Source organism: Halomonas campaniensis, assembly GCF_014193375.1.
Classification (GTDB): Bacteria; Pseudomonadota; Gammaproteobacteria; order Pseudomonadales; family Halomonadaceae; genus Halomonas; species Halomonas campaniensis.
In genome coordinates this window covers 1-25224 of sequence record NZ_JACHZF010000019.1, presented here as the reverse complement: position 1 = coordinate 25224, position 25224 = coordinate 1, and the positions used below count along the sequence as shown (strand labels likewise).

General features: G+C 68.9%; 25 protein-coding genes and 1 rRNA gene. 14 read left to right on the top strand and 12 right to left on the bottom strand.

Annotated features, from left to right (window positions below; all coding sequences use genetic code 11):
* Positions 1-149: 149 nt before the first annotated feature.
* Entirely contained in the window at positions 150-1091 is a 942-nt protein-coding gene (locus tag BDK63_RS13230) for a 2-dehydropantoate 2-reductase (RefSeq protein WP_183332731.1), read from the top strand.
* 35 nt (positions 1092-1126) lie between these two features.
* Positions 1127-1549, top strand: a complete 423-nt coding sequence (locus BDK63_RS13225) for a secondary thiamine-phosphate synthase enzyme YjbQ (protein WP_183332729.1) — start codon at positions 1127-1129, stop codon at positions 1547-1549.
* A gap of 12 nt (positions 1550-1561) precedes the next feature.
* Here BDK63_RS13225 and BDK63_RS13220 read toward each other — a convergent pair whose 3' ends face one another.
* Together BDK63_RS13220 and BDK63_RS13215 are read right to left on the bottom strand one after the other, a co-directional pair.
* On the bottom strand, positions 1562-1933 hold the full coding sequence (locus BDK63_RS13220; protein WP_183332727.1) for a thiol-disulfide oxidoreductase DCC family protein: 372 nt from the start codon (positions 1931-1933) through the stop codon (positions 1562-1564).
* Between the two features lie 19 nt (positions 1934-1952).
* Positions 1953-2429 carry a YbhB/YbcL family Raf kinase inhibitor-like protein gene (locus BDK63_RS13215; protein ID WP_183332725.1) on the bottom strand — a complete coding sequence of 159 codons (477 nt, stop codon included), beginning with the start codon at positions 2427-2429 and terminating at the stop codon, positions 1953-1955.
* Positions 2430-2502: 73 nt separating this feature from the next.
* On the opposite strand from BDK63_RS13215, the gene BDK63_RS13210 reads away from it, so the two are divergent.
* Together BDK63_RS13210 and BDK63_RS13205 are read left to right on the top strand one after the other, a co-directional pair.
* Entirely contained in the window at positions 2503-2967 is a 465-nt protein-coding gene (locus tag BDK63_RS13210; RefSeq protein WP_183332723.1) for a flavodoxin family protein, read from the top strand.
* Positions 2968-3230: 263 nt separating this feature from the next.
* Positions 3231-4211 carry a TAXI family TRAP transporter solute-binding subunit gene (locus tag BDK63_RS13205; RefSeq protein ID WP_183332721.1) on the top strand — a complete coding sequence of 327 codons (981 nt, stop codon included), beginning with the start codon at positions 3231-3233 and terminating at the stop codon, positions 4209-4211.
* Between the two features lie 90 nt (positions 4212-4301).
* On the opposite strand, the gene fadA is transcribed toward BDK63_RS13205, so the two are convergent.
* Together fadA and fadB are read right to left on the bottom strand one after the other, a co-directional pair.
* Positions 4302-5480: an acetyl-CoA C-acyltransferase FadA gene (fadA, locus tag BDK63_RS13200; RefSeq protein ID WP_183332719.1), complete on the bottom strand. Its 1179-nt coding sequence runs from the start codon at positions 5478-5480 to the stop codon at positions 4302-4304.
* 31 nt (positions 5481-5511) lie between these two features.
* Positions 5512-7689, bottom strand: a complete 2178-nt coding sequence (fadB, locus tag BDK63_RS13195; RefSeq protein WP_183332717.1) for a fatty acid oxidation complex subunit alpha FadB — start codon at positions 7687-7689, stop codon at positions 5512-5514.
* Between the two features lie 192 nt (positions 7690-7881).
* Here fadB and BDK63_RS13190 point away from each other — a divergent pair, with 192 nt between their 5' ends.
* Positions 7882-9204: a DUF5924 family protein gene (locus BDK63_RS13190; protein ID WP_221202619.1), complete on the top strand. Its 1323-nt coding sequence runs from the start codon at positions 7882-7884 to the stop codon at positions 9202-9204.
* Positions 9205-9270: 66 nt separating this feature from the next.
* Entirely contained in the window at positions 9271-9714 is a 444-nt protein-coding gene (gene slyA / locus BDK63_RS13185; RefSeq protein ID WP_183332715.1) for a transcriptional regulator SlyA, read from the top strand.
* A gap of 9 nt (positions 9715-9723) precedes the next feature.
* On the opposite strand, the gene BDK63_RS13180 is transcribed toward slyA, so the two are convergent.
* On the bottom strand, positions 9724-10254 hold the full coding sequence (locus BDK63_RS13180; protein WP_183332713.1) for a preprotein translocase subunit YajC: 531 nt from the start codon (positions 10252-10254) through the stop codon (positions 9724-9726).
* 120 nt (positions 10255-10374) lie between these two features.
* Between BDK63_RS13180 and BDK63_RS13175 the strand changes: the two genes are divergently transcribed.
* Positions 10375-10827, top strand: coding sequence for a universal stress protein (locus BDK63_RS13175; RefSeq protein WP_183332711.1), 453 nt, complete (start codon positions 10375-10377; stop codon positions 10825-10827).
* A gap of 42 nt (positions 10828-10869) precedes the next feature.
* On the opposite strand, the gene BDK63_RS13170 is transcribed toward BDK63_RS13175, so the two are convergent.
* Complete coding sequence (locus BDK63_RS13170; RefSeq protein WP_183332709.1) at positions 10870-12825, bottom strand: ATP-binding cassette domain-containing protein; 1956 nt, start codon at positions 12823-12825, stop codon at positions 10870-10872.
* A gap of 146 nt (positions 12826-12971) precedes the next feature.
* On the opposite strand from BDK63_RS13170, the gene BDK63_RS13165 reads away from it, so the two are divergent.
* Together BDK63_RS13165 and BDK63_RS13160 are read left to right on the top strand one after the other, a co-directional pair.
* Entirely contained in the window at positions 12972-13874 is a 903-nt protein-coding gene (locus BDK63_RS13165; protein WP_183332707.1) for a TatD family hydrolase, read from the top strand.
* A gap of 1 nt (position 13875) precedes the next feature.
* Complete coding sequence (locus tag BDK63_RS13160) at positions 13876-14361, top strand: hypothetical protein (protein ID WP_183332705.1); 486 nt, start codon at positions 13876-13878, stop codon at positions 14359-14361.
* Between the two features lie 13 nt (positions 14362-14374).
* On the opposite strand, the gene BDK63_RS13155 is transcribed toward BDK63_RS13160, so the two are convergent.
* Both BDK63_RS13155 and BDK63_RS13150 read right to left on the bottom strand, forming a co-directional pair.
* A complete protein-coding gene (locus BDK63_RS13155) occupies positions 14375-16570 on the bottom strand; it encodes a thiamine pyrophosphate-dependent enzyme (protein ID WP_343065317.1) in 2196 nt (731 codons plus the stop codon).
* Positions 16571-16634: 64 nt separating this feature from the next.
* Positions 16635-17201, bottom strand: a complete 567-nt coding sequence (locus BDK63_RS13150; RefSeq protein WP_183332703.1) for an elongation factor P hydroxylase — start codon at positions 17199-17201, stop codon at positions 16635-16637.
* Positions 17202-17323: 122 nt separating this feature from the next.
* On the opposite strand from BDK63_RS13150, the gene BDK63_RS13145 reads away from it, so the two are divergent.
* From BDK63_RS13145 to BDK63_RS13135, 3 genes are all read left to right on the top strand, one after another.
* On the top strand, positions 17324-18772 hold the full coding sequence (locus BDK63_RS13145; RefSeq protein WP_183332701.1) for an MATE family efflux transporter: 1449 nt from the start codon (positions 17324-17326) through the stop codon (positions 18770-18772).
* The gene (locus BDK63_RS13140) at positions 18744-19799 is read left to right on the top strand and encodes a DUF3080 family protein (protein WP_183332699.1); all 1056 of its coding nucleotides are present in this window, start codon (positions 18744-18746) and stop codon (positions 19797-19799) included. The genes BDK63_RS13145 and BDK63_RS13140 overlap by 29 nt, the downstream gene beginning before the upstream one ends.
* Positions 19800-19914: 115 nt before the next feature.
* Complete coding sequence (locus BDK63_RS13135; protein WP_183332696.1) at positions 19915-20628, top strand: hypothetical protein; 714 nt, start codon at positions 19915-19917, stop codon at positions 20626-20628.
* A gap of 26 nt (positions 20629-20654) precedes the next feature.
* On the opposite strand, the gene tusA is transcribed toward BDK63_RS13135, so the two are convergent.
* Positions 20655-20921, bottom strand: a complete 267-nt coding sequence (tusA, locus tag BDK63_RS13130; protein ID WP_183332695.1) for a sulfurtransferase TusA — start codon at positions 20919-20921, stop codon at positions 20655-20657.
* Between the two features lie 42 nt (positions 20922-20963).
* Between tusA and BDK63_RS13125 the strand changes: the two genes are divergently transcribed.
* Positions 20964-21254, top strand: a complete 291-nt coding sequence (locus tag BDK63_RS13125; protein ID WP_183332693.1) for an antibiotic biosynthesis monooxygenase family protein — start codon at positions 20964-20966, stop codon at positions 21252-21254.
* 27 nt (positions 21255-21281) lie between these two features.
* Here BDK63_RS13125 and rlmM read toward each other — a convergent pair whose 3' ends face one another.
* Complete coding sequence (gene rlmM, locus BDK63_RS13120; protein ID WP_183332691.1) at positions 21282-22349, bottom strand: 23S rRNA (cytidine(2498)-2'-O)-methyltransferase RlmM; 1068 nt, start codon at positions 22347-22349, stop codon at positions 21282-21284.
* Positions 22346-22786 carry a DUF2721 domain-containing protein gene (locus tag BDK63_RS13115; RefSeq protein ID WP_183332689.1) on the bottom strand — a complete coding sequence of 147 codons (441 nt, stop codon included), beginning with the start codon at positions 22784-22786 and terminating at the stop codon, positions 22346-22348. Before BDK63_RS13115 ends, rlmM begins: the two co-directional genes overlap by 4 nt.
* Before the next feature lie 305 nt (positions 22787-23091).
* Here BDK63_RS13115 and gdhA point away from each other — a divergent pair, with 305 nt between their 5' ends.
* Positions 23092-24444, top strand: coding sequence for an NADP-specific glutamate dehydrogenase (gdhA, locus tag BDK63_RS13110; protein ID WP_183332686.1), 1353 nt, complete (start codon positions 23092-23094; stop codon positions 24442-24444).
* 521 nt (positions 24445-24965) lie between these two features.
* Here gdhA and rrf read toward each other — a convergent pair.
* Positions 24966-25081, bottom strand: a 5S ribosomal RNA gene (rrf, locus tag BDK63_RS13105).
* Between the last annotated feature and the right edge of the window lie 143 nt (positions 25082-25224).

Here is a 25224-nt window from a genome sequence, read left to right as displayed (position 1 = left end):
CCAGGCGGGATTCGGTTAGCGCCATCGTATCAGCCCCCCGGGGGGCCGTCATGGCGGCTCGACCTCACCGGCGGGATGCCCCGACGATGCCGACACGCCCCGACCGGTGTAGGCTTCAATGACATCCGACGACCGAGGAGAGGGAGAGCATGCGTTTCGCGATCATGGGCAGCGGCGGCGTGGGCGGCTACTTCGGGGCACGGCTGGCCGAGGCCGGCCACGCGGTGACCTTCATCGCCCGCGGCGAGCACCTGGCGGCGATGCGCCGCGATGGCCTGACGGTCTCGAGCATCGCGGGCGATGTCCACCTGCCCGAGGTGAGCGCCACCGACGACCCCGCCGAGGTGGGCGCCGTGGATTGCGTGCTGGTGGCGGTGAAGGCGTGGCAGGTGCCCGAGGCCGCCAGGGCGATCCGCCCGATGATCGGGCCGGATACCTTTGTGGTACCGCTGGAGAACGGCGTCGAGGCCGCCGACGAGCTGGCCGCCGTGCTCGGCCAGGCCCATGTGCTCCAGGGGCTGTGCGGCATCCTCGCCTGGCGGGAGGGCCCCGGGCATATCCGCCACGCGGGCGTGGATCCTTTCGTGCGCTTCGGCGAGCGCGACAACCGCCGCAGCAAGCGCGCCGAGCGCCTCAATGAAGCCTTCGACGCGGCCCGGGGCGTCGCCGCCGAGATCCCCGACGACATCCAGGTCGCGGTGTGGAGCAAGTTCCTGTTCATCTGCGCCATGAGCGGGATCGGCAGCATCACCCGGGCCCCCATCGGCGTTACCCGTACGCTGCCCGAGACCCGCGAGATGATCGAGCGGCTGCTGGCCGAGATCGAGGCAGTGGCCCGGGCCCTTGGCGTGGCCCTGCCCCGCGACGCCGCGACACGCGCCCTGCGCTTCATCGACGCCCTGCCCGAGGCGAGCACCGCCTCCATGCAGCGCGACATCATGGCGGGCCTGCCCTCCGAGCTGGAGTCCCAGAACGGTGCCGTGGTGCGACTGGGCCGGCAGGCCGGGGTCGAAACGCCGGTGAATGCCCTGGTCCATGCCGCCCTGCTGCCCCAGGAGCGCCAGGCCCGAGGCGAGGCGCCCGCAACCTGAACCGTCTTTTCCCTGATCGACACTAGGAGGCTGGCATGTGGCACCAGCACGAGATCCGACTTCCCACCCTGCCACGGGGCTTCCACCTGATCACCGAGGGCGTCGTCGAGGCCGTGCCGGAGCTCACCCGCTGCCGGGTGGGCCTCCTGCACCTGCAGCTTCAGCACACCTCGGCCTCGCTGACCCTCAACGAGAACGCCGACCCCGACGTGCGCCACGACATGGACGCCTTCCTGCGCCGGCTGGTACCGGGCGACCTGCCCTATTTCCGCCATACCCTGGAGGGGCCCGACGACATGCCGGCCCACGTCATCGCCAGCCTGCTGGGCACCCAGCTGACCCTGGCGGTACGCGATGGCCGCCTGGCACTGGGCACCTGGCAGGGGATCTGGATCGGGGAGCACCGCGACCACGGCGGGCCACGACGGCTGATCGCCACCCTCAACGGCAAGGCGTGAGGAAGCCGGGCCTCACGGCAGGCGCCCTTCCCGGGCCAGGCGCCGCCTGACCCAGCCATCATAGAGCCAGCGCAGCGCCGGCTTGAGCCCCGGCAGGCCGATCAGCCAGGCCAGGGGCCTGAGCCGAGGCACCCGGCGCATCAGCAGGATATAGGCGTCGATGCCTTCCCGGATGGGCCCGCCCTCCTCCTCCACGTGCAGGGAGAGCAGCGCGGCCCGAGGGTCGACACCCTTGTCGCGCAGCTCCTGCTGGTGCTCGGTCACATCGCACCATGCTACCTGCTTGCCGGCCTCTCCCGCCCAGCGCTCGTAGCGGGCGCGATCGCGCCGGCAGCCAGGGCAGATGCCATCGTAGTAGACCCTGAGTGGCGGGGAGTCATGCATGCGACGTGCTGTCCCGTCGTCATCCGCGCCGATAGGTGCCCACCAGGCGGTTCATGCCCAGCAGGTGGGGCTCGATCTGGGTGAGCAGGTCGCGAAGCTTGAGCCCCTCGGGCAGGCCGGTGGCCTTGTCCAGCGCCAGCACCCAGAAGTAGTAGCGATGCAGGCCGTGTCCCTCGGGGGGCATGGGGCCGCCGTAGCCCGTCTTGCCGAAGTCGTTCTTGCCGCGGGTGCCGGCGCGGGTCGCCTCCTCCAGGGAGGTGGTGGAGGCCGGCAGGTTGTAGAGCACCCAGTGCACGAAGCCGTAGGCGCCGTGCTGCACCAGGGGCGCATCCGGGTCGTGGCAGATCACCGCAAAGCTCTTGGTCCCTTCAGGTACGTCCTGCCAGGCCAGCGCCGGGGAGAGGTCATCGCCCTCCCCGGTGTGGAGGGCGGGAATCGCACCGCCATCCTCGAAGGCGGGGCTGGTAAGCCGCAGGGTCGACAGGGCAAATGCCATCGTGGATCCTCCTGAACGATAGGTAACGTGTGCAAACCACCTCAGCCTCGGAAAATGCCCAGGAGCTGTCAACATGAACAAGCGTCTGCTGATCGTGGCCCATGCCCCCTCTCCCAATACGCTCAGGCTGCGCGAGGCCGCCGAGCGGGGCGCCCGCCACCCCGAGATCGAGGGCGTGGAGGTGGTGGTCAAGGCCCCCCTCGAGGCCGGCCCCGAGGACGTGCAGGCCTGCGACGCCATCCTGCTCGGCACCACCGAGAACCTGGGATACATGAGCGGCGCCCTGAAGGACTTCTTCGATCGTTCCTACTATCCGGTACTCGAGGAGAAGCAGGGCCTGCCCTGTGCGCTCTATATCCGCGCCGGCCACGACGGCACCGGCACCCGCCGGGCCGTGGAGGGCATCGTCACCGGGCTGCGCTGGCGGTGGGTCCAGGCGCCGCTGCTGCTGCGCGGGGAGTGGCAGGAGGCCTTCGTCGAGCAGGTGGAGGAGCTGGGCATGGCCGTGGCCGCGGGGCTGGAGGACAGCGCGATCTAAGCTTATGCGATAAAATTTCGTTGAAACGCCATTGCCACTCTTCACCACCTGCTATACCTCAAGTGATTCCTGACAACGCAGGGATAATCAAGACGTTGCTAAAACGGCATCGCCTGATCAAGCGATAACAAGACAAGCACAACAACAACACAACAATACCGCCCGTCGACCAGCAACGCAGAGAAGTCACCCCGCCTTCGGCTTCCGCCCGGCCCTCTTGGTCATGCTCGTCCCTGGTCGACTCACGCAACGCGAGGTGAGTCATGAAACGATCTGCTGGGCTGCTGGCCATCGGCCTGACCAGCCTGTTCCTCTGGGCCCCGTCATCGACGCAAGCCGACTCTGCCCTGACCATCGCCACGGCCAGTCCGGCCGGCGTCTACCACCTCGCCGGACGCGCCATCTGCCGGGTGGTGGACATTCCCTGCACCGCCGAATCCAGTGACGGCTCCAGCGCGAACCTGCGGGCCGTGCGGCAGGGAGACGTGGAGGTGGCGTTGGCCCAGTCGGACATCCACTTCTATGCCGTCAACGGCAGCGAGGCCTTCCGTGCGGCCGGGCCGGATGCTGGCCTGCGCTCGCTGTTCTCGTTGCACAGCGAACCCTTCACCCTGGTGGTGCGTCGCGATGCCGGGATCCACGCCTTCGACGACCTGCTGCAGCGCTCGGTGAACATCGGCAATCCCGGTTCGGGGCAGCGCGGCACCATGCTGCGCCTGATGGATAGTCGGGGCTGGAGCCGCAGCAGCTTCCGCATGGTCAACGACCTGCCCGCCGACCAGCAGGCGATGGAACTCTGCCACGGCAACATCGACGCCATGGTCTATACCGTGGGCCATCCCAACGCCTCGGTGGCCCAGGCCATTCGCCTCTGCAATGCCGAGCTGATCGACGTGGAAGGCGACGCCATCGACCGACTGGTCGAGGCCTACCCGTTCTTCAGCCCTGCCTGGATCGCCGGCGGCCTGTACGGCCCCGACCAGCCGGCCGTCAGGACCTTTGGCGTGCGGGCCACCCTGGTGGCCTCGGCCGACACCGACCCGGAACAGGTCTACCGGCTGGTCGCCGGGGTCTTCGACAACTTCCAGCGCTTCAAGGCCCACCATCCCGCCTTCGGCATGCTCACCCCGCAGGCGATGATCCGCGATGGGCTCACCGCCCCGCTCCACGAGGGGGCGCTGCGCTACTACCGCGAACAGGGCTGGCTCGACGACGGCGCCATGACCGCGGAAGTGATCCGTTGACCCGCCAGGACGACGACGCCGGCGGCACCCCGAGGGGTGCCGCCGGCGTGTGGGCGATGTCGAGGGCGCCGGCGTGCCGCCGGCGCTCGGCTACTTCAGGCGCTCGAACACCGTGGCCACCCCCTGCCCCATGCCGATGCACATGGTAGCCAGCCCCAGGGTGGTGTCCCGCTGCTGCATCACGTTGAGCAGGGTGGTGCAGATGCGGGTCCCCGAGCAGCCCAGCGGGTGGCCCAGGGCGATGGCGCCGCCATTGAGGTTGACCTTGTCGTCCAAGGCCTCCAGGAAGCCGAGGTCCTTGAGCACCGGCAGGCCCTGGGCGGCGAAGGCCTCGTTGAGCTCGACGGTCTGGATGTCGTCGGCGGTGAGGCCGGCGGCCTTGAGCGCCTTCCTGGAGGCCGGCACCGGGCCATAGCCCATGATCGAGGCGTCGCAGCCGGCCACGCCGGTGGAGAGCACCCGGGCGATGGGCTCGAGGCCCAGCGCCTGGGCACGCTCGTAGCTCATCACCAGCATCCCCGAGGCGCCCACGGAGAGCGCGGAGGAAGTGCCGGCGGTAACGGTGCCGCCGCGCGGGTCGAACACCGGCTTGAGCTCGGCCATCTTCTCCAGGCTGGCGTCACTGCGGATCACCTCGTCGCGCTGGACCCGGACCCTGAAGCCGCGCTGGTCGTGGCCCTCCACCCCGATGATCTCGTTGTCGAAGTAGCCCTTCTCCATGGCGGCCTGGGCGCGCTGGTGGGAGCGCACGCCGAAGGCGTCCTGGTCCTCCCGGGAGATGCCGTGCATCTTGCCCAGCAGTTCGGCGGTGAGGCCCATCATCATCGCCGCCTTGGCGGCGTGCTTGCTGGCCGCCGGGTTGACGTCGACGCCGTGGGTCATGGCGACGTGCTCCATGTGCTCCACGCCGCCCACCAGGTAGACGTCGCCCATGCCGGCCTTGATGTTGGCCGCGGCGGTATGCAGGGCACTCATGGAGGAGCCGCACAGGCGGTTGACCGTCTGGGCCGGCACGCTGCGCGGAATGCGGGTCAGGATCGCCGCATTGCGGGCGATGTTCATGCCCTGCTCCAGGGTCTGGTTGACGCAGCCCCAGAGGATGTCATCGATCTCGCCGGGGTCGACGCCGGGCGAGCGCTCGAGCAGCGCCTCCATCACCGCGGCGGACAGGTTCTCGGCGCGCACGTGGCGGAAGGCGCCGTTCTTGGCCTTGGCCATGGCGGTCCGCACGCCGTCGACCACCACGATATCTCTCGGGTTCAAGCTCATCGTTCTGTTACTCCTGTTCGTGGTGGGGGACTCAGGCCTGGGCCGGGGCGCCGTAGAAGGTCTCGCCGGCGGCGGCCATGGCGCGCAGCTTCTCGGTGGGGGCGTAGAGCGGCCCCAGCTCCTCGGCCAGGCCGTCGGCCAGCTCGACGAAGGCGTCCACGCCCATGGCGTCGATGTAGCGCAGCGCGCCACCGCGGAACGGCGGGAAGCCGATGCCGTAGATCAGCGCCATGTCCGCCTCGGCCGGGCTGCCGACGATGTCATCTTCCAGGCAGCGCACGGTCTCCAGGCAGAGCGGCACCATCATGCGGCTGATGATCTCCTCGTCGGAGAACTCGCGGCTCTCCCTGGCCACGCCCTTGACCAGCTCGATGGCCGCCTCGTCACGAACCTTCTTCGGCTTGCCCTTGCGGTCCTCCTCGTAGGCGTAGAAGCCCCTGGCGTTCTTCTGGCCCAGGCGGTCGTTCTCGAACATCGCCTGGATGGCGCTCTTCTGCTCGCCGTCACCGCCCAGGCTGCCCATGCGCTCCGGGAAGCCCTCGGCCATCACCTCGCCGGCATGCACCGCGGTGTCCATGCCCACCACGTCGAGCAGGTAGGCGGGGCCCATGGGCCAGCCGAACTTCTCCATGACCTTGTCGACCCGCTGGAAATCGGCCCCCTGGGCCATCAGCTGGCTGAAACCGCCGAAGTAGGGGAAGAGCACGCGGTTGACCAGGAAGCCCGGGCAGTCGTTGACCACGATGGGCGTCTTGCCCATGGCGCGGGCATAGGCCACGGTGGCCGCCACCGCCGCGTCAGAGGTCTTCTCGCCGCGGATCACCTCCACCAGCGGCATGCGGTGCACCGGGTTGAAGAAGTGCATGCCGCAGAAGTTCTCGGGGCGCTTGAGGTTCTGCGCCAGGCGGGTGATGGAGATGGTGGAGGTGTTGGAGGCCAGGATGGTCTCCTCGCCCACCTGGCCTTCCACCTCGGTGAGCACCGCGTCCTTGACCTTCGGGTTCTCGACCACCGCCTCGACCACCAGGTCGACGTTGCCGAAATCACCATAGGAGAGGGTCGGGCGAATGTTGCTCAGCTTCTCGGCCATCTGCTCGGTGGTCAGCTTCTTGCGCTCCACCTGCTTGGCGAACAGCTTGCGCGCCTCCTTGAGGCCGAGTTCGATGGCGTCGTCCTTGATGTCCTTCATCAGGATCGGGGTGCCCTTGGAGGCGCTCTGGTAGGCGATGCCGCCGCCCATGATCCCGGCACCGAGCACCGCGGTCTGCCTGACCGGTCGCGCCTGCTTCTCGAACCGCGCGCCCTTCTTCTTGACCACCTGGTCGTTGAGGAACAGCCCCACCAGGTTATAGGCCACGTCGGAGAGCGCCAGCTTGGCGAACGCCTTGGCCTCGATGGCCTGGGCCCGGGCGCGCTCCTCGCCGGCGCCCTTCTGGATCACCTTGATCGCCTCCACCGGCGCCGGGTAGTGCGGGCCCGCCTTGCCGGCCACGTAGCCCTTGGCGGTCTCGAAGGCCATCATCTGCTCGATGGGGCCCAGCTTGAGCGGCTGGCTCTTCTCCTGGCGGCGGGCCCGGTAGTCGAGCTCGCCGGCATTGGCCCGAGCGAGGATATCCAGGGCGGCAGCCTCGAGCTCCTCGCCCGGCACCACGGCGTCCACGGCCCCCACCTTGAGGGCGGCGTCGGCCCGGTTCTGGGTGCCGCCGGCGATCCACTCGATGGCGTTGTCGGCGCCGATCAGGCGCGGCAGACGCACGCAGCCGCCCCAGCCCGGCAGGATGCCCAGCTGGGTCTCGGGCAGGCCGATCTGGGCCTTGTCGCTCATCACTCGGAAGTCGGTGGTCAGCAGCACCTCGCAGCCGCCCCCCAGCGCCAGGCCGTTGATGGCGGTGACGGTGGGGAACGGCAGGTCCTCGATGGCATTGAAGATGCCATGGACACGCTCGAGCATCTCGACCAGGAAGTCGCTGCCCTTGTCGAACATGCCCTGGAACTCGGTGATGTCGGCCCCGACGATGAAGGCCTCCTTGGCACTGGTCAGCATCAGCCCCTTGAGGCCGCCCTCGGCCCGGATGGCCTTGACGGCGTCGTCGAGCTCGGCGACGACCGCGCTGGAGAGCTTGTTGACCGATTCATCCTTCAGGTCGAAGGTGAGCGTGGCGATGTCGTCGCCGCGCGTCACCGTGATGGCATTGCCCTGATAGATCATTCCGCGAATCTCCCGATTTCATACGGCCGTTTGAATGCACACAGCTTGGTTCACTCCTGCGCAAACGTCAACCCCTCCCATCATCGCCTGCCACCTAATCGACCGGGGCGCACGATACCGCCACCGGCGAACGCTGCTAAGGTAACAACCTGGCGCGTCACTTCCTCACTTCGATCAGGATAGCCGACCTCCATGCCACGCCCCTCAGCCAGTCCAGCGCCCGACGACCCGCCGCGAAGCCCCCCGCAGCTGCATGCCTTCCAGCAGCGGGTCGAGCGCCTGGTGGAACGACTGCGCCCCTGGAGCTGGCTATGGCCGCCGGCCGCCTTCGCGGCAGGGCTCGGCAGCTTCTTCCTGGTGGATCGCCAGCAGTGGCTGGGGGCGCTGCTGGCGCTGGGGATGCTGGCCGCCTGGCTGCTGCTGCTCTTCGAGAGCCTGATCGGCCGGCTGCTGGCGCGACGCGGCTACCCCACCCTGCCCCATGGCGTCACCCTGTTCATCGCCCAGATGATCCACCAGGAGACGCTGTTCTTCTCGCTGCCCTTCCTGCTCGCCACCACCGTCTGGAGCAGCGGCCAGGCGCTGTTCACCCTGCTGCTGCTCGGCATGGCGCTGTTCTCCATCATCGACCCGCTCTACTACCGGGTGGCGGACCGCTTCCGCTGGCTCTACTTCGCCTTCCACGCCCAGTGTGTCTTCCTAGTGGTGCTGGTCACCCTGCCGATCATGCTCCAGCTGACCACCGGCCAGAGCCTCAAGCTGGCGCTGGCCGCCATGCTGCTGTTCAGCCTGCCGAGCCTGCTGCACCTGCTGGGCCGCAAGGCGCCGCGACGCTGGGTGATGATCGCGGCACTGCTGCCGGTGCTGGCCGGCGCCGCCTGGTTCGGGCGCGTCTGGGTCCCGCCTGCCAACCTGTGGATCAGTGCCATGGCACTGTCGCCGGGCTTCGACAGCGAGGCCAGAGCGCCGCTGGGCAGCCTCAGGCTGACCCCCGAGGCGCTGGCCGGCAGCGGGCTCTACGCCTACACGGCGATTCGTGCGCCGCGGGGGCTTCGGGAGGAGGTGTTCCACGTATGGCGACACCAGGGCGAGGTGATCGACCGCATTCCGCTGGTGATCGAGGGCGGCCGCGAGGCGGGCTACCGGGCCTGGAGCCACAAGGAGAACTTTCCGGCGTCGCCGGCGGGACGCTGGCGGATCGACGTGATGACCGACAGCGGCCAGCGGATCGGCGTGTTGCGCTTCACCGTCGATGACGGCGAGGGGGGCACCCTGGCCGACGGCAGGCCGCTGTCGCCCCCTGGCCTGCCGGGGCTCGACTGGCGGCACCTGGTACCCGGCATGTCGGCAGCGCCGCGGGAGGACACCGGCGACGACCCGCCACCGGAACCGGGCGAGGAGGCCCCGTCAGCGCAGGCCGCCGAGGACACTCCGCCTCGGGAAGCGAGCGAGGCGCTGCCCACGGGGGAGGCGGCCGAGCCGGCGGCGGAAGACAAGGCGAGTGACGAACGGTAAGCCTGCTTGCATTCCACGCGGGGGGTTCGGACAATCCCGTGACGCCCCTTGGAATCCAGAGTCCCCATGCATCAGAACATCGGTTTCCAGCTCAGCCGCGTGCCACGCCTGTGGCGCGCGATCATCGACGAGCGCCTGGCACCGCTGGGGCTGACCCAGACCCGCTGGGTCACCCTCTACCACCTGTGGCGGCTGGGTGACGGCCAGCCCCAGTGCGACCTGGCCCGCGCCATCGGCGTCGAGGCGCCCTCCCTGGTCCGCACCCTCGACCAGCTCTCCGAGCAGGGCCTGATCGAGCGCCAGCCCTGCGACCAGGACCGCCGCACCAAGCGCGTCTACCTCACCCGGGAGGCCACCCCCCTGCTGGAACAGATCGAGCAGGTAGTGACCCAGGCCCGGGCCGAGATGCTGGCCGGCCTGAGCGACCAGGACGTGGCCACCCTCTCCGAGCTGCTCTCGCGCATCGAGGACAACGGGCTGGCGATCCAGGCCCGCGACGCCGAGGGCTGATCCGCCGACCTACTCGCCGCCCCCGCCGAAGGCAGAGGCGGCCGTCGGGTCGTCCGGGCGACCGGCGAGCCCGTCGCGCAGCGCCTGAAAATCCTCCAGGTAGGTCGAGACGCGCTCGAAGCCCTGGGACTCGTGCCACCAGAGGCCCAGCGCGCGAGCGCCGGACTCCACCACCAGCGCATCCTGCGGCAGTCGGCCCAGCAGCGACCTGAGCCGCGTCTCCAGGGGGGCGGGCAGGGGCCGCAGGGGCTCGTGGCGCCATCGCCAGCCGTGGGCAAACGGCTTGAGGGCGTCGGCGGCATGGCTGTCGCGCACCAGCAGGAAGTCGGGACCCGGCCGCTCCTGCGGGTAGTGCCAGCGATAGACCGGCATCGCCGTCTTGATGCCGTGCAGCGGCGGCGACTCCAGCTTGACGCTGACGCCCGCCCTCATGACCTGGCTGCGCAGGGCGGCGATACGCCGCTGGCGGGGGCTCGGCTTGAGCCACATCACCGGTGAGATCACCAGCATCAGGGCGAATAGAATGAAGAACCAGGCCATGCCTCTCTCCCGACAGGGTTGATGCGTGAATCTTGATACAAGTCGTTGTCTTGGCACGCGACGCGGCCTAGAGTGAAGGCATACCGCCCAACCCGTTGGACCCCTGCCAAGGAGCTCCCCATGAGCAACGAATACCGCCATGTGCTGGTCGCCGTCGACCTGACCAAGGACTCTCACAAGGTGCTGGAGCGTGCCCACCAGATCGCCGACCGCAACCAGGCCAAGCTGTCGATCATGCACACCCTGGAGCCGCTGGGCTTCGCCTACGGCGGCGACATCCCCATGGACCTGACCAGTATCCAGGACCAACTCGACGAGCATGCCAAGCAGCGGCTGGCCGAGATCGCCGACCCCCATGTGGCCAAGGAGGACCAGCACGTGCTGGTGGGCATGCCCGACACCGAGATCCACCGCTTCGCGGAGGAGAACGGCGTGGACCTGATCGTGGTCGGTTCCCACGGCCGCCACGGCTTCGCCCTGCTGCTGGGCTCCACCTCCACCGGCGTACTGCACGGTGCCCAGTGCGACGTGCTCGCCGTACGCGTGGGCAAGAAAGGCGAGAGCGCCGAGTAACCGCTTCCCTGCCACTCCCAAGGCGCCCGCTGGGCGCCTTTCCTATGCGTCGCCGGAGGCCATGGCCTCCAACTCCATCCACCGCTCCATGGCGGCGTCAAGCGCCGCCTGGGTCTCGGCGAGGGCCTCCAGGGTCGCCGTCACCGCGTCGGCCTCCTGCTGGTAGAAAGCCGGATCGCCCACCTTCGCTTCGAACTCGGCGACTTTGCCTTCCAGCCGCTCGATTTCGGCCGGCAGGCCGTCGAGCTCGCGCTGCAGCTTGTAGGAGAGCTTGGCCGGCTTTTTCCCTCCCCCCGCTGAGGGCTCCTTCGCCGCCGTCGCCTTCGAGGTCAGCGGCGACTGCTCGGCCATCTCCTCGGTGGTCTGGGCCGGCTCGGCCCCCTGGCGGGCCGCTCCCTCCCAGGGCGCCGGGGGCAGCTTGCCGCCCTGGCGCACCCAGTCGCTGTAGCCCCCCACGTACTCGCGCACCCGCCCCTCGCCCTCGAAGGCCAGCACGCTGGTCACCACGTTGTCCATGAACGCCCGATCGTGGGAGACCAGCAGCAGGGTGCCGTCGAAGTCGAGCAGCAGCTCCTCGAGCAGTTCCAGCGTCTCGACGTCCAGGTCGTTGGTCGGCTCGTCGAGCACCAGCACGTTGGCCGGCTGGGTGAACAGCTTGGCCAGCAGCAGGCGGTTGGACTCCCCGCCCGAGAGCGCCTTGACCGGCTGACGGACCCGCTCCGGGGTGAAGAGGAAGTCCTGCAGGTAGCTCATCACATGGCGGTCGCGGCCGCCCACCGTGACCCGGTCGCTGCCCTGGGCCACGTTGTCGTAGACGCTCTTCTCGGGCTCGAGCCCGCCGCGCAGCTGGTCGAAGTAGGCCACCTTCAGCTTGGTGCCGAGCTGTACCTTGCCCTCGGTGGGCGAAAGCTCGCCCAGCAGGATCTTGAGCAGGGTGGTCTTGCCGGCGCCGTTGCGGCCGATCAGGCCGATGCGGTCGCCGCGCTGGATCTCAAGCGAAAGATCGCGGATCACCGCCTCGTCGCCGAAGCGCTGGGTGACATGCTCCAGGGCCACCACCCGCTTGCCGCTGCGCTCGCCGCTGTCCACGCTGAGGCTGGCCTTGCCCTGGCGCTCGCGACGCTCGCTGCGCTCGCGCCTCAGCTGCTCCAGGGCCCGCACCCGCCCCTCGTTGCGGGTGCGCCGCGCCTTGATGCCCTGGCGGATCCACGCCTCCTCCTGGGCCAGCTTCTTGTCGAACTCGGCGTTCTCGCGGGCCTCCACCTCCAGCTCGTGGCTCTTCTGGGCCTGGTACCTGGCGTAGTCGCCGGGATAGCGGCCGAGGCGTCCGCGGTCGAGCTCGAGGATGGCCGTGGCCAGCTTCGACAGGAAGGCGCGGTCGTGGGTGATGAACAGCACGGCGCCGTTGAAGGCGGCCAGCTGCTCCTCGAGCCAGGCAATGGTGTCGAGGTCCAGGTGGTTGGTGGGCTCGTCGAGCAGCAGCAGGTCGGGCTCGGCCACCAGCGCCCGGGCCAGCGCCACGCGCCGCCGCCAGCCCCCGGAGAGCGCAGCCATCTCGGCGTCCTCGGGCAGCCCCAGCCGGGTCAGCACCACGTCGATGCGCTGGTGGAAGGACCAGCCGTCGATCGCCTCGAGGCGCGTCTGCAGCTCGGACATGCGGCGCATGTCGGGCTCGTCCTCGTGGATCAGGTGGTGGTACTCGGAGAGCAGCTCGCCCGCCTCGGGCAGGCCCTGGGCCACCACGTCGAAGATGGTCTGGCCGGAGGCCTCGGGGAGATCCTGGGCGAGCACGCCGATCTTCAGACCCGGAGCGCGCCAGATGCTGCCGCCGTCGGGCAGGATCTCGCCGGCGACCAGCTTGAGCAGCGTCGACTTGCCGGTGCCGTTGCGCCCCACCAGGGCCAGGCGCTCGCCCTTCTCCAGCACCAGGTCGGCGCCGTCGAGCAGCACATGGGTACCATAGGCCAGTTGCAGCTGTTCCAGACGTAGCAGGGTCACGCACACACCTCATCGAATCGCGAAGGCGGCTAGTGTATCGCAACTCCGGCCCGCCGTGGCCGTGCCGCCATGGTGACCTCCGCCATTCCCGAGTAAACTGCGGCGCGCCCCGACGATCCGGCCATCACGACCACAGGAGCTCCGCCTTGGCTGAACCGACCGACGGCTTCGATGACTTCCTGCCCCAGGCGCTGCGCTTCCGCGCCGCCGCCCCGCTGGTGGACATTGGCGCCAACCTGACCCACGAGAGCTTCGCCCGCGACCTGCCGGCGGTGCTGGCCCGCGCCCGCGCCGCCAACGTCACCACCCTGATCCTCACCGGCACCGACCGCGAGCACGCCGAACAGGCCGTGGCCATGGCCCGCCGCCATGCCGACGCCGGGCTGGCCCTGTATGCCACCGCCGGGGTGCACCCCCACGACGCCAGCCGCTGGGACGCCGGCCTCGCCGCCGCCATGGCCGACCTGCATCGCCAGCCCGAGGTCGTGGCGGTAGGCGAGTGCGGGCTCGACTTCAACCGCAACTTCTCCACGCCCGCCGAACAGGAGCGCGCCTTCGAGGCCCAGCTGGGCCTGTCGGCACAGAGCGGCAAGCCGCTGTTCCTGCATGAGCGCGACGCGGGCCGGCGCATGCGCGAGATGCTGCACGCCTGGCGCGACGACATCGGTGACGCCGTGGTGCACTGCTTCACCGCCGATCGCGACACCCTGTTCGGCTACCTGGATCTCGACCTGCATGTCGGCCTGACCGGCTGGCTGTGCGACGAGCGCCGCGGGCACCACCTGCGCGAGCTGGTCGACGAGATTCCCCTGAACCGCCTGATGGTGGAAACCGACTGCCCCTACCTGCTGCCGCGCAATTTACCTGCCAAACTCAAGGGCAGGCGCCACGAGCCGGCCCTGCTGCCGTGGATCGTGCGCGAGATCGCCCACTGGCGCGGCATCGACGAGGCCGAGCTGGCGGCGGCGACCACCCGCACGGCCCGGGCCTTCTTCCGCCTGCCGATGGCGGACCCTCACCCCCCAGCCACCCGACACGAGGACTCCTGACATGGCCGACCTACCCGGCTTCATTGCGGTCGAGACCGGCGAGGACGGCGGCCTGCCGCTGGCGATCGCCTGGACGCTGCCCGACGGGCGCGTCAAGCACACCCTGATCCAGCCCGAGGACGACTGGCTCGATGCCGAGACGGTATCGCTGGGCGAGTACAGCCTGGAAGAGCTCAACTCCATGGGGGTGAGCCCGCTGGACGTGATCCGCGAACTGGAGAACGACCACTTCAGCGACACCCTCTACACGGCGGGCATCAGCGACGACGAGGCCGCCCTGTCACGCCTCTTCGACACCTATGGCCTGGACCCCTTCGTGGAGCTGGCCCCCGCGGAGAGTCTCTACGCCGCCCTGGCGCCGGGCGACTGGGCCCGGGCGCGCGGCGAGCTGTTCGGCGAGCTGGGGCTCGAGCCGCTGCGCCCGGAGCACGAGGTGGAGGTGATGCTGCACCTGCATCAGCGCATGAACGGCGCGGCCGACGACTGACCGGCGCCCCGCATCAGCGCCTCCCCGTCAGGCGGCGCGCGGCCTCGAGGATCGTCGCCACCGAGGGAAGCGTCAGGGTGGCCGCGGGCCCCAGCGGGATGAAGCTGTCCTCTGCCGTCACCCGCGCCAGCCGCTCGCCGGCCACGCCGCGCTCCACCAGGCCGGTGACCAGCGCCTCGCTGACCGAGCCGGACCGCCGACACTCGTCCACCACCAGCACCCGCTCGCAGCCGGCCACGCGGCGCTGGATGGCGTCGTGATCAAGGCCTGTCAGCCACCGCAGGTCGATGATGCGCAGGGCAACCCCCTCGGCCTCCAGCGCGATGGCGGCCTGCCGCGAGAGCAGCACGCCGTTGCCGTAGGTGATGATCGCCAGATCGGTCCCCTCCCCCCACTGCCCCGGCTCCCCCGGAGGCAGCCGATGCCTGGCCCCCGGGTCGACGCAGCACCAGCCGTCATCGCCCGCCTCCTGCAGGTCGCGACGGTGGTAGAGGGCGATGGGCTCGATGATGACCACCACCCGCTGCTCCTCGTCGGCCAGGCGCACCGCTTCCTGCAGCAGTCCCACGGCATCGGCCCCGTTGGAGGGGCAGGCCACCAGCAGCCCGGGGATGTCGCGCAGCACGGCGATGGCGTTGTCGTTGTGGAAGTGGCCGCCGAAGCCCTTCTGGTAGCCGAGCCCGGCGATGCGCACCACCATGGGGTTGGCATACTGGCCATCGGAGAAGAAGCTCAGGGTGGCGGCCTCGCCGCGCAGCTGGTCCTCGGCGTTGTGCAGGTAGGCCAGGAACTGGATCTCCAGGATCGGCACCAGGCCGTTGTGGGCCAGCCCGATCCCCAGCCCCAGGATGCTCTGCTCGTCGAGCAGGGTGTCGACCACCCGATGGGCGCCGAAGCGCGCCTGCAGCTTCTGGGTCACCCCGTAGACGCCGCCCTTGCGGCCGATGTCCTCGCCGGCCATCACCAGGCGGGGGTGGCCGGCCATCAGCCGCTGCAGGGCCTGGTTGATCAGCTTCGCCATGGGGGCCGGGGCGGCCTCGCGCTCCTGCCGGGCCGGGGCCGGCTGCCCGCGCCCCGGGCGCGGCGGCGGGACGAGGCTGGCCATCACCTGCGCGGCGCTTTCCAGCTTCGGGCGACGGATCGCCGCCTCGGCCAGCCGCGCCACCTCGTCTCCGATGGCCCGGTAGCGCTCGGCGAGCTGCGCCCGCGTCAGGATTCCGTGGCGGCGCAGCAGGCCGGCGCTGACCAGCAGCGGGTCGCGAGCCTCGTCGGCGGCGATACGCTCCGCCGAGAGGTAGGCCTGCTGGGCATCGGAGCCGGCATGGCCGAACAGCCGCACGCAGCGCAGGTGCAGGAACACCGGCTGGCGGCGCTGGCGGGCGATGGCCTCGGCCTCGCGGGCGGCGCGCCAGCTGTCGAGAAGGTCCAGCCCGTCGCCGCTCAGGAAGTGGAAACCTGGCCGGGCGCGCATGCTGGCCTCGATCCAGCCGGCCGGGGTGGGCGTGGAGATGCCGATGCCATTGTCCTCGCAGACCATCACCAGCGGCATGGGCAACCCCTGGTAGGCCGCCCAGCCCGCCGCATTGAGCGCCCCCTGGGCGGTGGAGTGGTTGAAGGAGGCATCGCCGAAGCTGCACAGCACCACGCTCTGGGCCGGCCACTCCCCGCTGACGCCCAGGCGCCGGCAGAGCCCCAGGCCATGGGCCGCCCCCACCGCCTTGGGCAGGTGGGAGGCGATGGTGCTGGTCTGGGGCGGCACGTTGAGGGCCTTCGAGCCCAGCACCTTGTGACGCCCGCCGGAGATCGGGTCGTCGCGGGAGGCCACGAAGCTCAGCAGCAGGTCCCAGAGCGGGGCCTGGCCGGGACGCTGGCGGCTGCGCTCGATCAGGAAGGCGGCATCCCGATAGTGCAGGAAGGCGGGATCGCTCGGGCGGAAGGCCCGGGCGACCGCGGCATTGCCCTCGTGGCCGGCGCTGCCGATGGTGTAGAACCCCTCGCCTCGGGCCTGAAGGCGACGGGCCTGCAGGTCCAGATGGCGGCTCATCAGCTGGGACTCGAACAGCTCGAGCAGCGCCGGACCGTCGAGTCCGACCTCGTCGAGGCCCAGGGACGCTGCGGGGATCGGCCAGTCGTCATCGCGCAGGGCGGCAAGGAAGTGCTGCTCCTGGGGCAGGGGCTCGGGGGTGCGGGGCGGGGAAGCGGTGGCCACGGCGAACTCCGGCTGGGGGAACGCCTTCAGCCTAGTCGACTTCGCCCGGTCCGGTCGCCGGCGATCAGGCCAGGGCGAAAGGGGCCGGCTCGAGCCGGCGACGCCCCGCGGCGATGGCGACCTCCCGGGGGTCACCCTCCCGGTAGAAGCGCTGCAGGGCGAGCCGGAAGGCGGCGGCGCGCCGTGGCAGGCCCTCGGCCAGGTAGCGGTCGGCCCTTGCCTCCACCCGCGCCCGGAAGGCCTCGCGGTCCACCGCCACGTCGCCACCGAGGTTGTCGACGCTGACGTGGAAGACCCGCCCGCAGGCCTCGGTGAACAGCCGCTCCAGCGCCTGAGGCGCCACCTCCACCGCCTCGAAGTCACGCTGCTGGTCGGCATCGCGGCCATCGGGCAGGTACCAGTAGCCGTAGTCCTCCAGCTGGCGCCGGCGCGCGCCGGCGATGCACCAGTGGCTGATCTCGTGCAGCGCGCTGGCGTAGAAGCCCCGTGCGAAGATCACCCGGTGGAAGGGCGTGTCGGCATCCGCCGGCAGGTAGAGCGGCTCGTCGCCGCCGCGCACCAGCCGGGTGGCGAAGGTGTCGTGGAAGAGGCCGTCGAACAGGGCGATGACGTCGTCGAGGCGGTGGGTCACACGAGCTCCGGGGTGGGGGTAAAGGCAGCATTATAGCGAGCCGCGCAGGCGGGCGAAAATCCTCGGGAGTTGCTAGGATAGCCGGCTTCCACGACCCGCCGAACCGCAGGGAGCGCACGCCCGTGGCCAGCCCACTCGCCAACCTGACCCGCACCAGCCGCAGGGAGACGCGGCCGCTGCTCGGCCTCGCCCTGCCGATCTGCGGCGCCCAGCTCGCCCAGGCCGGCATGAGCGTGGCCGACGTGATGATGACCGGACGGCTCAGCGCTACCGACCTGGCGGCCGTGTCGGTGGGCTCGAGCCTGTGGATGCCGCTGATGCTGTTCATGACCGGCACCCTGATGGGGCTGACGCCCATCGTCGCCCAGCTGCTCGGCGGTCGCCGGGTCGCCGGCATCCGGCCCCATGTCCACCAGGCGCTGTGGGTGGCGCTGGCCCTGGGCATCGCCGCCGGCCTGCTGCTGTGGTTCGCGGTGATGCCGATCTTCGCCCTGATGCAGGTCCCCCAGGAGGTGGCGACGCGCTCGGCGGCCTACCTGTCCGCGGTCGCCTTCGGCATGCCCGGGGCAGCGCTGTTCCAGGCGCTGCGCGCCTTTTCCGACGGCATGAACCATACGCGCCCCTCGCTGTGGATCAGCCTGATCGGGCTCGCCGTCAACGTCCCCAGCAACTTCGTGCTGATCTACGGCGGCGAGGGGCTGACCGGGCTGCTGGGCGACTGGCTGCCGGCCTGGGTGGCAGGTCTGCCGGCGCTGGGCGCCCTGGGCTGCGGCATCGCCACGGCGCTCTCGCTGTGGGTGATGAGCCTGGCCATGGCCCTCTACACGCGTCGCTCCCGCGCCTACGGCGAGGTCAAGCTCTGGCACTCGCCCACGCCGCCGCGCTGGCGGATGATCGGCGAACTGCTCCATGTGGGCGTGCCGATCGGCGTGGCGATCTTCGTCGAGGTGACCCTGTTCACGCTGATCGCCCTGTTCATCGCCAGCCTCGGCGAGGTGACCGTGGCGGCCCATCAGGTGGCCCTCAACTACACCTCGATCCTCTTCATGCTGCCGCTGTCGCTGAGCATGGCGCTGACGGTGCGGGTCGGCAACACCCTGGGACAGCAGCGCCCCGGCCTGGCCCGGCGGGTGGCCTGGAACGGCATCCTGATCGCCCTGCTGGTCGCCGGCCTCAACAGCCTGCTGCTGTGGCTCACCGCGGAGCCGGTGATCGCGCTCTACACCCATGACCCGGCGGTGCAACGCCTGACGCTGTCGCTGGTCATACTGGCGATGATCTTCCAGGTCTCGGACTCGCTGCAGGTCAACCTGGCGGGCGCCCTGCGCGGCTACAAGGACACCCGGGTGATCATGTTCATCACGCTGGTGGCCTACTGGCTGGTCGGACTGGCCGGCGGCCACTGGCTGGGAACCCGCGGCCTGTTCGGCCTGGTCGACCCGATGGGCGTTCACGGCTACTGGGTCGGCCTGATTGGAGGCCTCACCGCAGCGGCCCTGCTGCTCGGCGAGCGCCTGAGACGCATCAGCAAGGGGGTGGCACATGGACGAATCGACCTCTCCGACAGCTAGGCCGGCCCTGTGGCAGAAGTGGGTGGCCACGGCCGTGGCGACCCTGCTGCTGGCCGGTTGCGGCGGCAGCGGCGAAGACAGCAGTGACGCCCTGCTGATCGACTACCAGCAGGCGCTCGCCGCCCGACTGGGCATGGAGGCCCCCGAGCCCCGCCCCCCTGCCAACATCGGCGCCTTCCCCGAGCGTCGCGAACGGCTGGTGGAGATCCCCGAGACCCGAGACGGCATGCTCAACGTCTACGCCCTGCGCGAGTGCCACATCACCACCCTGGTCGCCGAGCGCAACAGCGCCCTGGGGCGGGTGGCCCCCGCCAGCCAGCGCTGGCTCTACGAGCTGGAGCTGTGGAAGCGCCTGGATGCCTGCCTGGCCAGCGACGTCCCGGAGCGCCTCGCCGAGGCCGACCGTGAGCGCCTGGAGCGACTCGCCGCCATCAAGACCGAGCAGCTGCCCCGGGTCAGCTGGAACTCGCTGTTCGATTCCGACGAGTGGGTCAGGAGCTTCTCCCGGGCGAGTTCACCGCTGGCTCATGAGTCGCTGGCACCGCCGCCTGCCCAGCGCGATGCGCTGGCCTTCCTGCATGACCTGACCCGCCACCAGTTCCGGCCGGATCGCCGGCCCGATGCCGACCGCCTGGAAGGCCACCTGCAGGCGCTCCAGGCCCGCCCCTACACGGCCGAGCTGCTGCGCACCCTGATGCTGGCCGAACAGCGCCTCGAGGAGGCCTCCGATCTGCTGCAGGTCGCGCTGGACCGTCACGATGGCTGCGCGCGCACGGCCGGTGCGGGGGACTCCCCGACGGCGGCCGACATGGCCACCTGGCTGACGCGGCTCGAGGACGCGGCTACCCGCTGGCTCCAGGACATCGACACCCTGCTCGAGGCCCAGATCTCGGGGCCCCAGGCCGTCGGCGACTATCGCCGCCGCTGGCTCTCGCTGGAGGCACCGGAGGCGCCGCTGCCCGCCTTCCAGGCCGCCCGGGAGCGACATGACACCCTGCGCGAGCGCCTCGATCGGCGCTGCCGATGACGCGCCAGGGGTTAACCTCCCGGGGCGACTGTGCTATTGGTGGAAGCGAGAGTGCAAGAGTGACGCAGTGCGCTACTGTCCGGCCGCCAGTTCACGCAGCATGTGGAGGGACACCATGGGAATCCCGCTGTCACCCCGCTCCGCCCGGGTCATCGACCTCGAGAGCATGCGCCAGCGTCAGCAAGCCCGACGCCGCCTGATTCGCCTCGCCCCCGAGCTGGATGGCCTGGAGATGGTCTATCGCCTCGCCTCCAGTCCCGACACCCTCTACGGCATGCCCCTGCTGGGGTGGGGCCTGCGCGAGGATGGTGAGGTGGTCGGCCTGGTTCCCTGGATGGAGGCCCTGACGCCCTGCCACCGCCTCGACGACGAGGAGCACGGCAGCTTCGTCGGCTACCGGGACCCCGAGACGGAGGAGCTGTTCGAGGTAGCGCCCGAGCACAAGGTGCTGGAACTCGAGCACGCCGCCGCCTACTTCGACTACGAGGAGACCGAGCAGGTCACCCTCATCCAGCAGCTCCCCGAGACCCAGGGCACCCATGCCCTGTGCATGGACGAGGGGAATGCCCCCTGGCAGCTCAAGCAGGTCTTCGGCTGGCGGCTCTACAGCGACGGCGCCGTGGAGGCCCTGCTGGCGGACGAGCGCCTGGTGGAGTCGACCCCCATCCTGCCGGGCGATGCCTGCCTCTACCCGGGTCACAGCCGCCACCGGGTGGTCTACTTCTTCCAGCGCCAGATCGCCAATCGTATTCGCCGCGAGGACCCTGCCACCCTGGAGGCGCTGGCCCTGATGGTGATGCCGGATGCCCCCGAGCCCCCGGCCGACTGAGGCGCGGACCCGGCGGGCGGACAGGATTAGCCTAAACGGATAAAGTAGAGGTAGCTGCCGTCGCGCTCCTGCCGATGGATCAGCTCGTGCCCGAGAAAGTGGCAGAACTTCGGCACGTCGCGGGTGGTTGCCGGATCGCTGGCAATCACCTTCAGTACCTGGCCGGCATGCATGTCACGCACCCTGTTGTGCATCAGCATGATCGGCTCGGGACAGTACAGCCCGGTGGTATCGAGCTCGACCTCGAAATCGGGCGGGGCACCCTCGGGGTGGGTGTCACGGGGATCAACCATCGATGGCCTCGTCGTTGGGAACAATCAGTAGGGAGCAGCTAGATGATCAAGATCATTATCGAACGTCGGATCATGCCCGGGCTAGAGGAGGAGTACGAGGAGGCCGCCCGCGAAGCCATGCGCCAGTCCCTGGGCGCTCGCGGCTTCGTCGGCGGCGAAAGTCTCGTCGAGCTCGGTCACAGCGACCGGCGTCTGATGATCACCAAGTGGCGCGACATGCGCGCCTGGAAGGAATGGTACACCAGCGAGGAGCGCTCTCGCGTCATGCAGCGTCTGCTGCCGCTGCTGACCGAGGAGGAACGCATCCGCATCTATGAGCCGACGACCCACTGAGTCGCGTCGCTCCTTCCCACGTGCGGGTCAGCCGCGGAGCCGCACGTGCACCGTCACCTCCTCGCGGTCGTGATAGAGGTGACGGCAGCCCACCTCCGCGGCAATGCCGGCCGAGGCCAGCGCCTCCGCGAGGTGCTCCAGGCACGCCGAGACCTCCGGCCAGCGTCGCTTCATCGGCAGCTTGAGATTGAATATCGCCTCACGGCACCAGCGCCGGATGAGCCAGCGCTCGACCATCGCCTCCACCCGAGCCGGCCGGTCCACGATATCGCAGACCAGCCAGTCGAGCCGACAGGGCGGCGCCCAGACGAAGCCGTCTTCCCGGAGGTGCTCCACCAGCCCGGTCGCCATCAGGCCCTTGTCCATCGAGCCGTTGTCGATGGCATAGACGTGCATGCCCCGCTGGACCAGCTGCCAGGTCCATCCCCCCGGTGCCGCACCCAGGTCGGCCGCCTGCATCCCCTCCCCCAGCCGCTCGTCCCACTCGTCCCGTGGCACGAACTCGTGCCAGGCTTCCTCGAGCTTCAGCGTCGAACGGCTCGGCGCCGCATGGGGGAAGCGCAGCCGACGAATGCCCCCCGGCATCTCGCTGCGGTTGCCGGGAAAGCTCATGCCGAGCTGGACACGGTCGCCGGCACTCCACAGCAGGTGCAGGCGACGCCCGCCGGCCTTGCGGCGAAGTGCCCGGCGCTTCTTGAGCAGCGACGCCAGAGGTCGATCCAGCGCCTTGGCCAACCCGGCCAGGGCCTTGCCGTCGTTGGTATCAGGTGTTTCCTGCCAGAACGACTCGAAGTTCCAGCCGCTGGCTACCACCTGGTCGACGATGGGGGAGAGGCGATCCTCGCGGGAGAGCCGGAGCGGCGGTAGTGCCACCAGGCTCTGGCGGGCAAACACCAGCGAGCCAAGGGGCAATGCCCGGTGCAGTGCGTTGGCCGGCTCGCCACCGTCGAGCCGGAAGCGCACGAACCCGTCCCCGGGGGCGAAGAGCGCCTCCCCTGCCCCACCCGCGGCCGCGGCCTTCTCGGTAACCTCGGCGGCCAGGTCGGGCTCAAATCCCGCCCGGCAGTAGAACAGCAGCTCCGAGGGTGTGGTCATGGCTCATCTCCTGAACGCTGCCGCGCCGGCGGCGTTGTCGCATCAGCGGCCAACAGGTCCTCGATGTCCTGCAGTTGGACATTCAGGGCATTGGTCGAGATCTGGATCTCCCACAGGGAGTAGACCAGCGAGACGGACAGGCTCACCAGGCTGACACCGAACAGCACCATGCCCGGCAGCTCGAGGGAGAGAAAGAGGGCAAACATCGAGAGGGTGCAGAGCAGGAAGCTCAGCACCCCCGCCAGCTGCATGCGCTTGGTGAGGGAGATGCGCTTGCGCAGCAGCAGGATCTGCCTGGCGTTGACCTCCTGATGCTGATTGCGCTCCTCATCCGCCAGCTTGCGAATCAGCTGGGCAAGGACCAGGAAGCGGTTGGTGTAGGCCAGCAGCAGCAGCGAGATGGCGGGAAACAGCAGCGCCGGGGTCGTCAGGGTCAAGGCAGGGCTCCGCAGAGGAAAAAAAACGCCGCACATCATAGCAGCGCGACCCTTGCAGGGGCGACATCTCGCCAGCACCGTTTAATAAACATTTATGAAGGATAATGAATGCTCGATCTTGGTGCGGTCATATTCGGCACTTTCAAGCGTTTTTGGTTCATATCAATGTCTAATCCACGTATGACCTATACAGTTGCTGCATAATGGTGCATTGCTTTATATTGTGGTTCCTGTGAAAAACAATTTCAGACCGGGTCGACACCGCTGCGACCCCTACCACTCTCTTCACACGACAGGAATCGACGATGCCCTACGTTCACGACACTCTCGAGAGTCTGCGCAAGAGCAGCCCGGCCCAGACCGAGTTCTACCAGGCCGCCGAAGAGGTGCTGGAATGCCTGCGCCCGCTCTTCGAGCGCAGCCCGCACTACCATGATCACAGCATCATCGAGCGTATCGTCGAGCCCGAGCGCCAGATCATGTTCCGCATCTGCTGGACCGACGACGCCGGCAAGGTCCGGGTGAACAAGGGCTATCGCGTTCAGTTCAATTCGGCCCTGGGCCCCTACAAGGGCGGACTGCGATTCCACCCCAGCGTCACCTCCGGGATCATCAAGTTTCTCGGCTTCGAGCAGATCTTCAAGAATGCCCTGACGGGCCTGCCGATCGGTGGCGGCAAGGGGGGCTCCGACTTCGATCCCAAGGACAAGTCGGATGCCGAGATCATGCGCTTCTGCCAATCGTTCATGACCGAGCTGCATCGCCACATCGGCCCGACCACCGACGTCCCGGCCGGCGACATCGGCGTCGGCGCCCGCGAGATCGGCTACCTCTACGGCCAGTACAAGCGGCTCACCGGGCGCTACGAGGGCGTGCTCACCGGCAAGGGCCTCAACTGGGGCGGTTCCATCGGCCGCAAGGAGGCGACCGGCTACGGTGCCGTCTACTTTGCCCAGAACATGCTCGAGGCGCGCGGTGAAAGCATCGAGGGCAAGACCTGCCTGGTGTCCGGTGCCGGCAACGTGGCGATCTACACCATCGAGAAGCTCTATGAGCTGGGTGCCAAGCCCGTGACCTGCTCCGACTCACGCGGCACCTTGCATGACCCGCGCGGCATCGACCTGGACCTGCTCAAGGAGCTCAAGGAGGTGAAGCGCACCTCCCTCGAGGCGTATCTCGGCAAGCACCCGGAGGCCAGCTACACCCCGGTCGACGACTACCCGGCCGACGGCCATGCGGTCTGGCGTATCAAGGGCGATATCGCCTTCCCCTGCGCCACCCAGAACGAACTCACCGAGGCGGATGCCGAGACGCTGCTGGGCAACGGCACCTCCTGCATCAGCGAAGGGGCCAACATGCCGTCCACCGCGGCGGCCGTGGATCGCTTCCTGGCGGCCAGGATCGCCTACGGCCCCGGCAAGGCCGCCAACGCCGGCGGCGTGGCCACCAGCCAGCTGGAAATGGCCCAGAACAGCAGCATGGAGCAGTGGCCCCTCGAGAAGGTCGACGCCAAGCTCAAGGAGATCATGGCCAACATCCACAAGCAGTGCGCCGACACTGCCGAGGAGTTCGGCGAGCCGACCAACCTGGTACTGGGTGCCAACATCGCCGGTTTCCGCAAGGTGGCCGACGCCATGATCGACCAGGGCGTGGTGTAAGCCTCGTCACCTTCGCATTTCCAGGATCGAGAAAGCCCGGGCCTGATGGCCCGGGCTTTTCTTGGTCATGACCTTCTCTGCCTGCGGAGGGCGGCAGTGAGCGGCATCAGACGTACGGGAGGAAGCCCCGGCGCGCCTGTGCCTGGCTCTGCGCCTCGGCAAGCCTCATTACCCCCCGCCACATGCCACGCAGCAGCGGCATGACAACAGCACGGTGGGAATTCGTCTGGTCCCAGATGGTGGGAAAGGTCATCCTGGCGGAATTCATGGCTACGGCCTCACATCGCGATTCATGTTGCGATGCATTATACCATCGACTATAGACCAAGGTCTAACAGCATCGGCGCCGGGCCTGCGCCCGAAACGCAAAAAGCCCCGTGCTCTTTCGAACACGGGGCTTTTCTGAATAAGTGCCTGACGATGATCGGGCCGGCCTCCCGGCGGCCGGCACCCCGGGACTCTCCATGGGAAACCCCCAGAACGACGAAACCCCGACCAATGGCCGGGGTTTCTGAAAAGGTGCCTGACGATGACCTACTCTCGCATGGGGAGACCCCACACTACCATCGGCGCTACGGCGTTTCACTTCTGAGTTCGGCATGGGGTCAGGTGGTTCACGCTTGCTATGGTCGTCAGGCGAAAAACGGAATCATGCTGGCAACGCGACACGTCTCTGCGTATCCGGCCCTGTCGGTCGTCATCTCAGACCGCTTGGGTGTTATATGGTCAAGCCTCACGGGCCATTAGTATCGGTTAGCTCAACGCCTTGCAGCGCTTCCA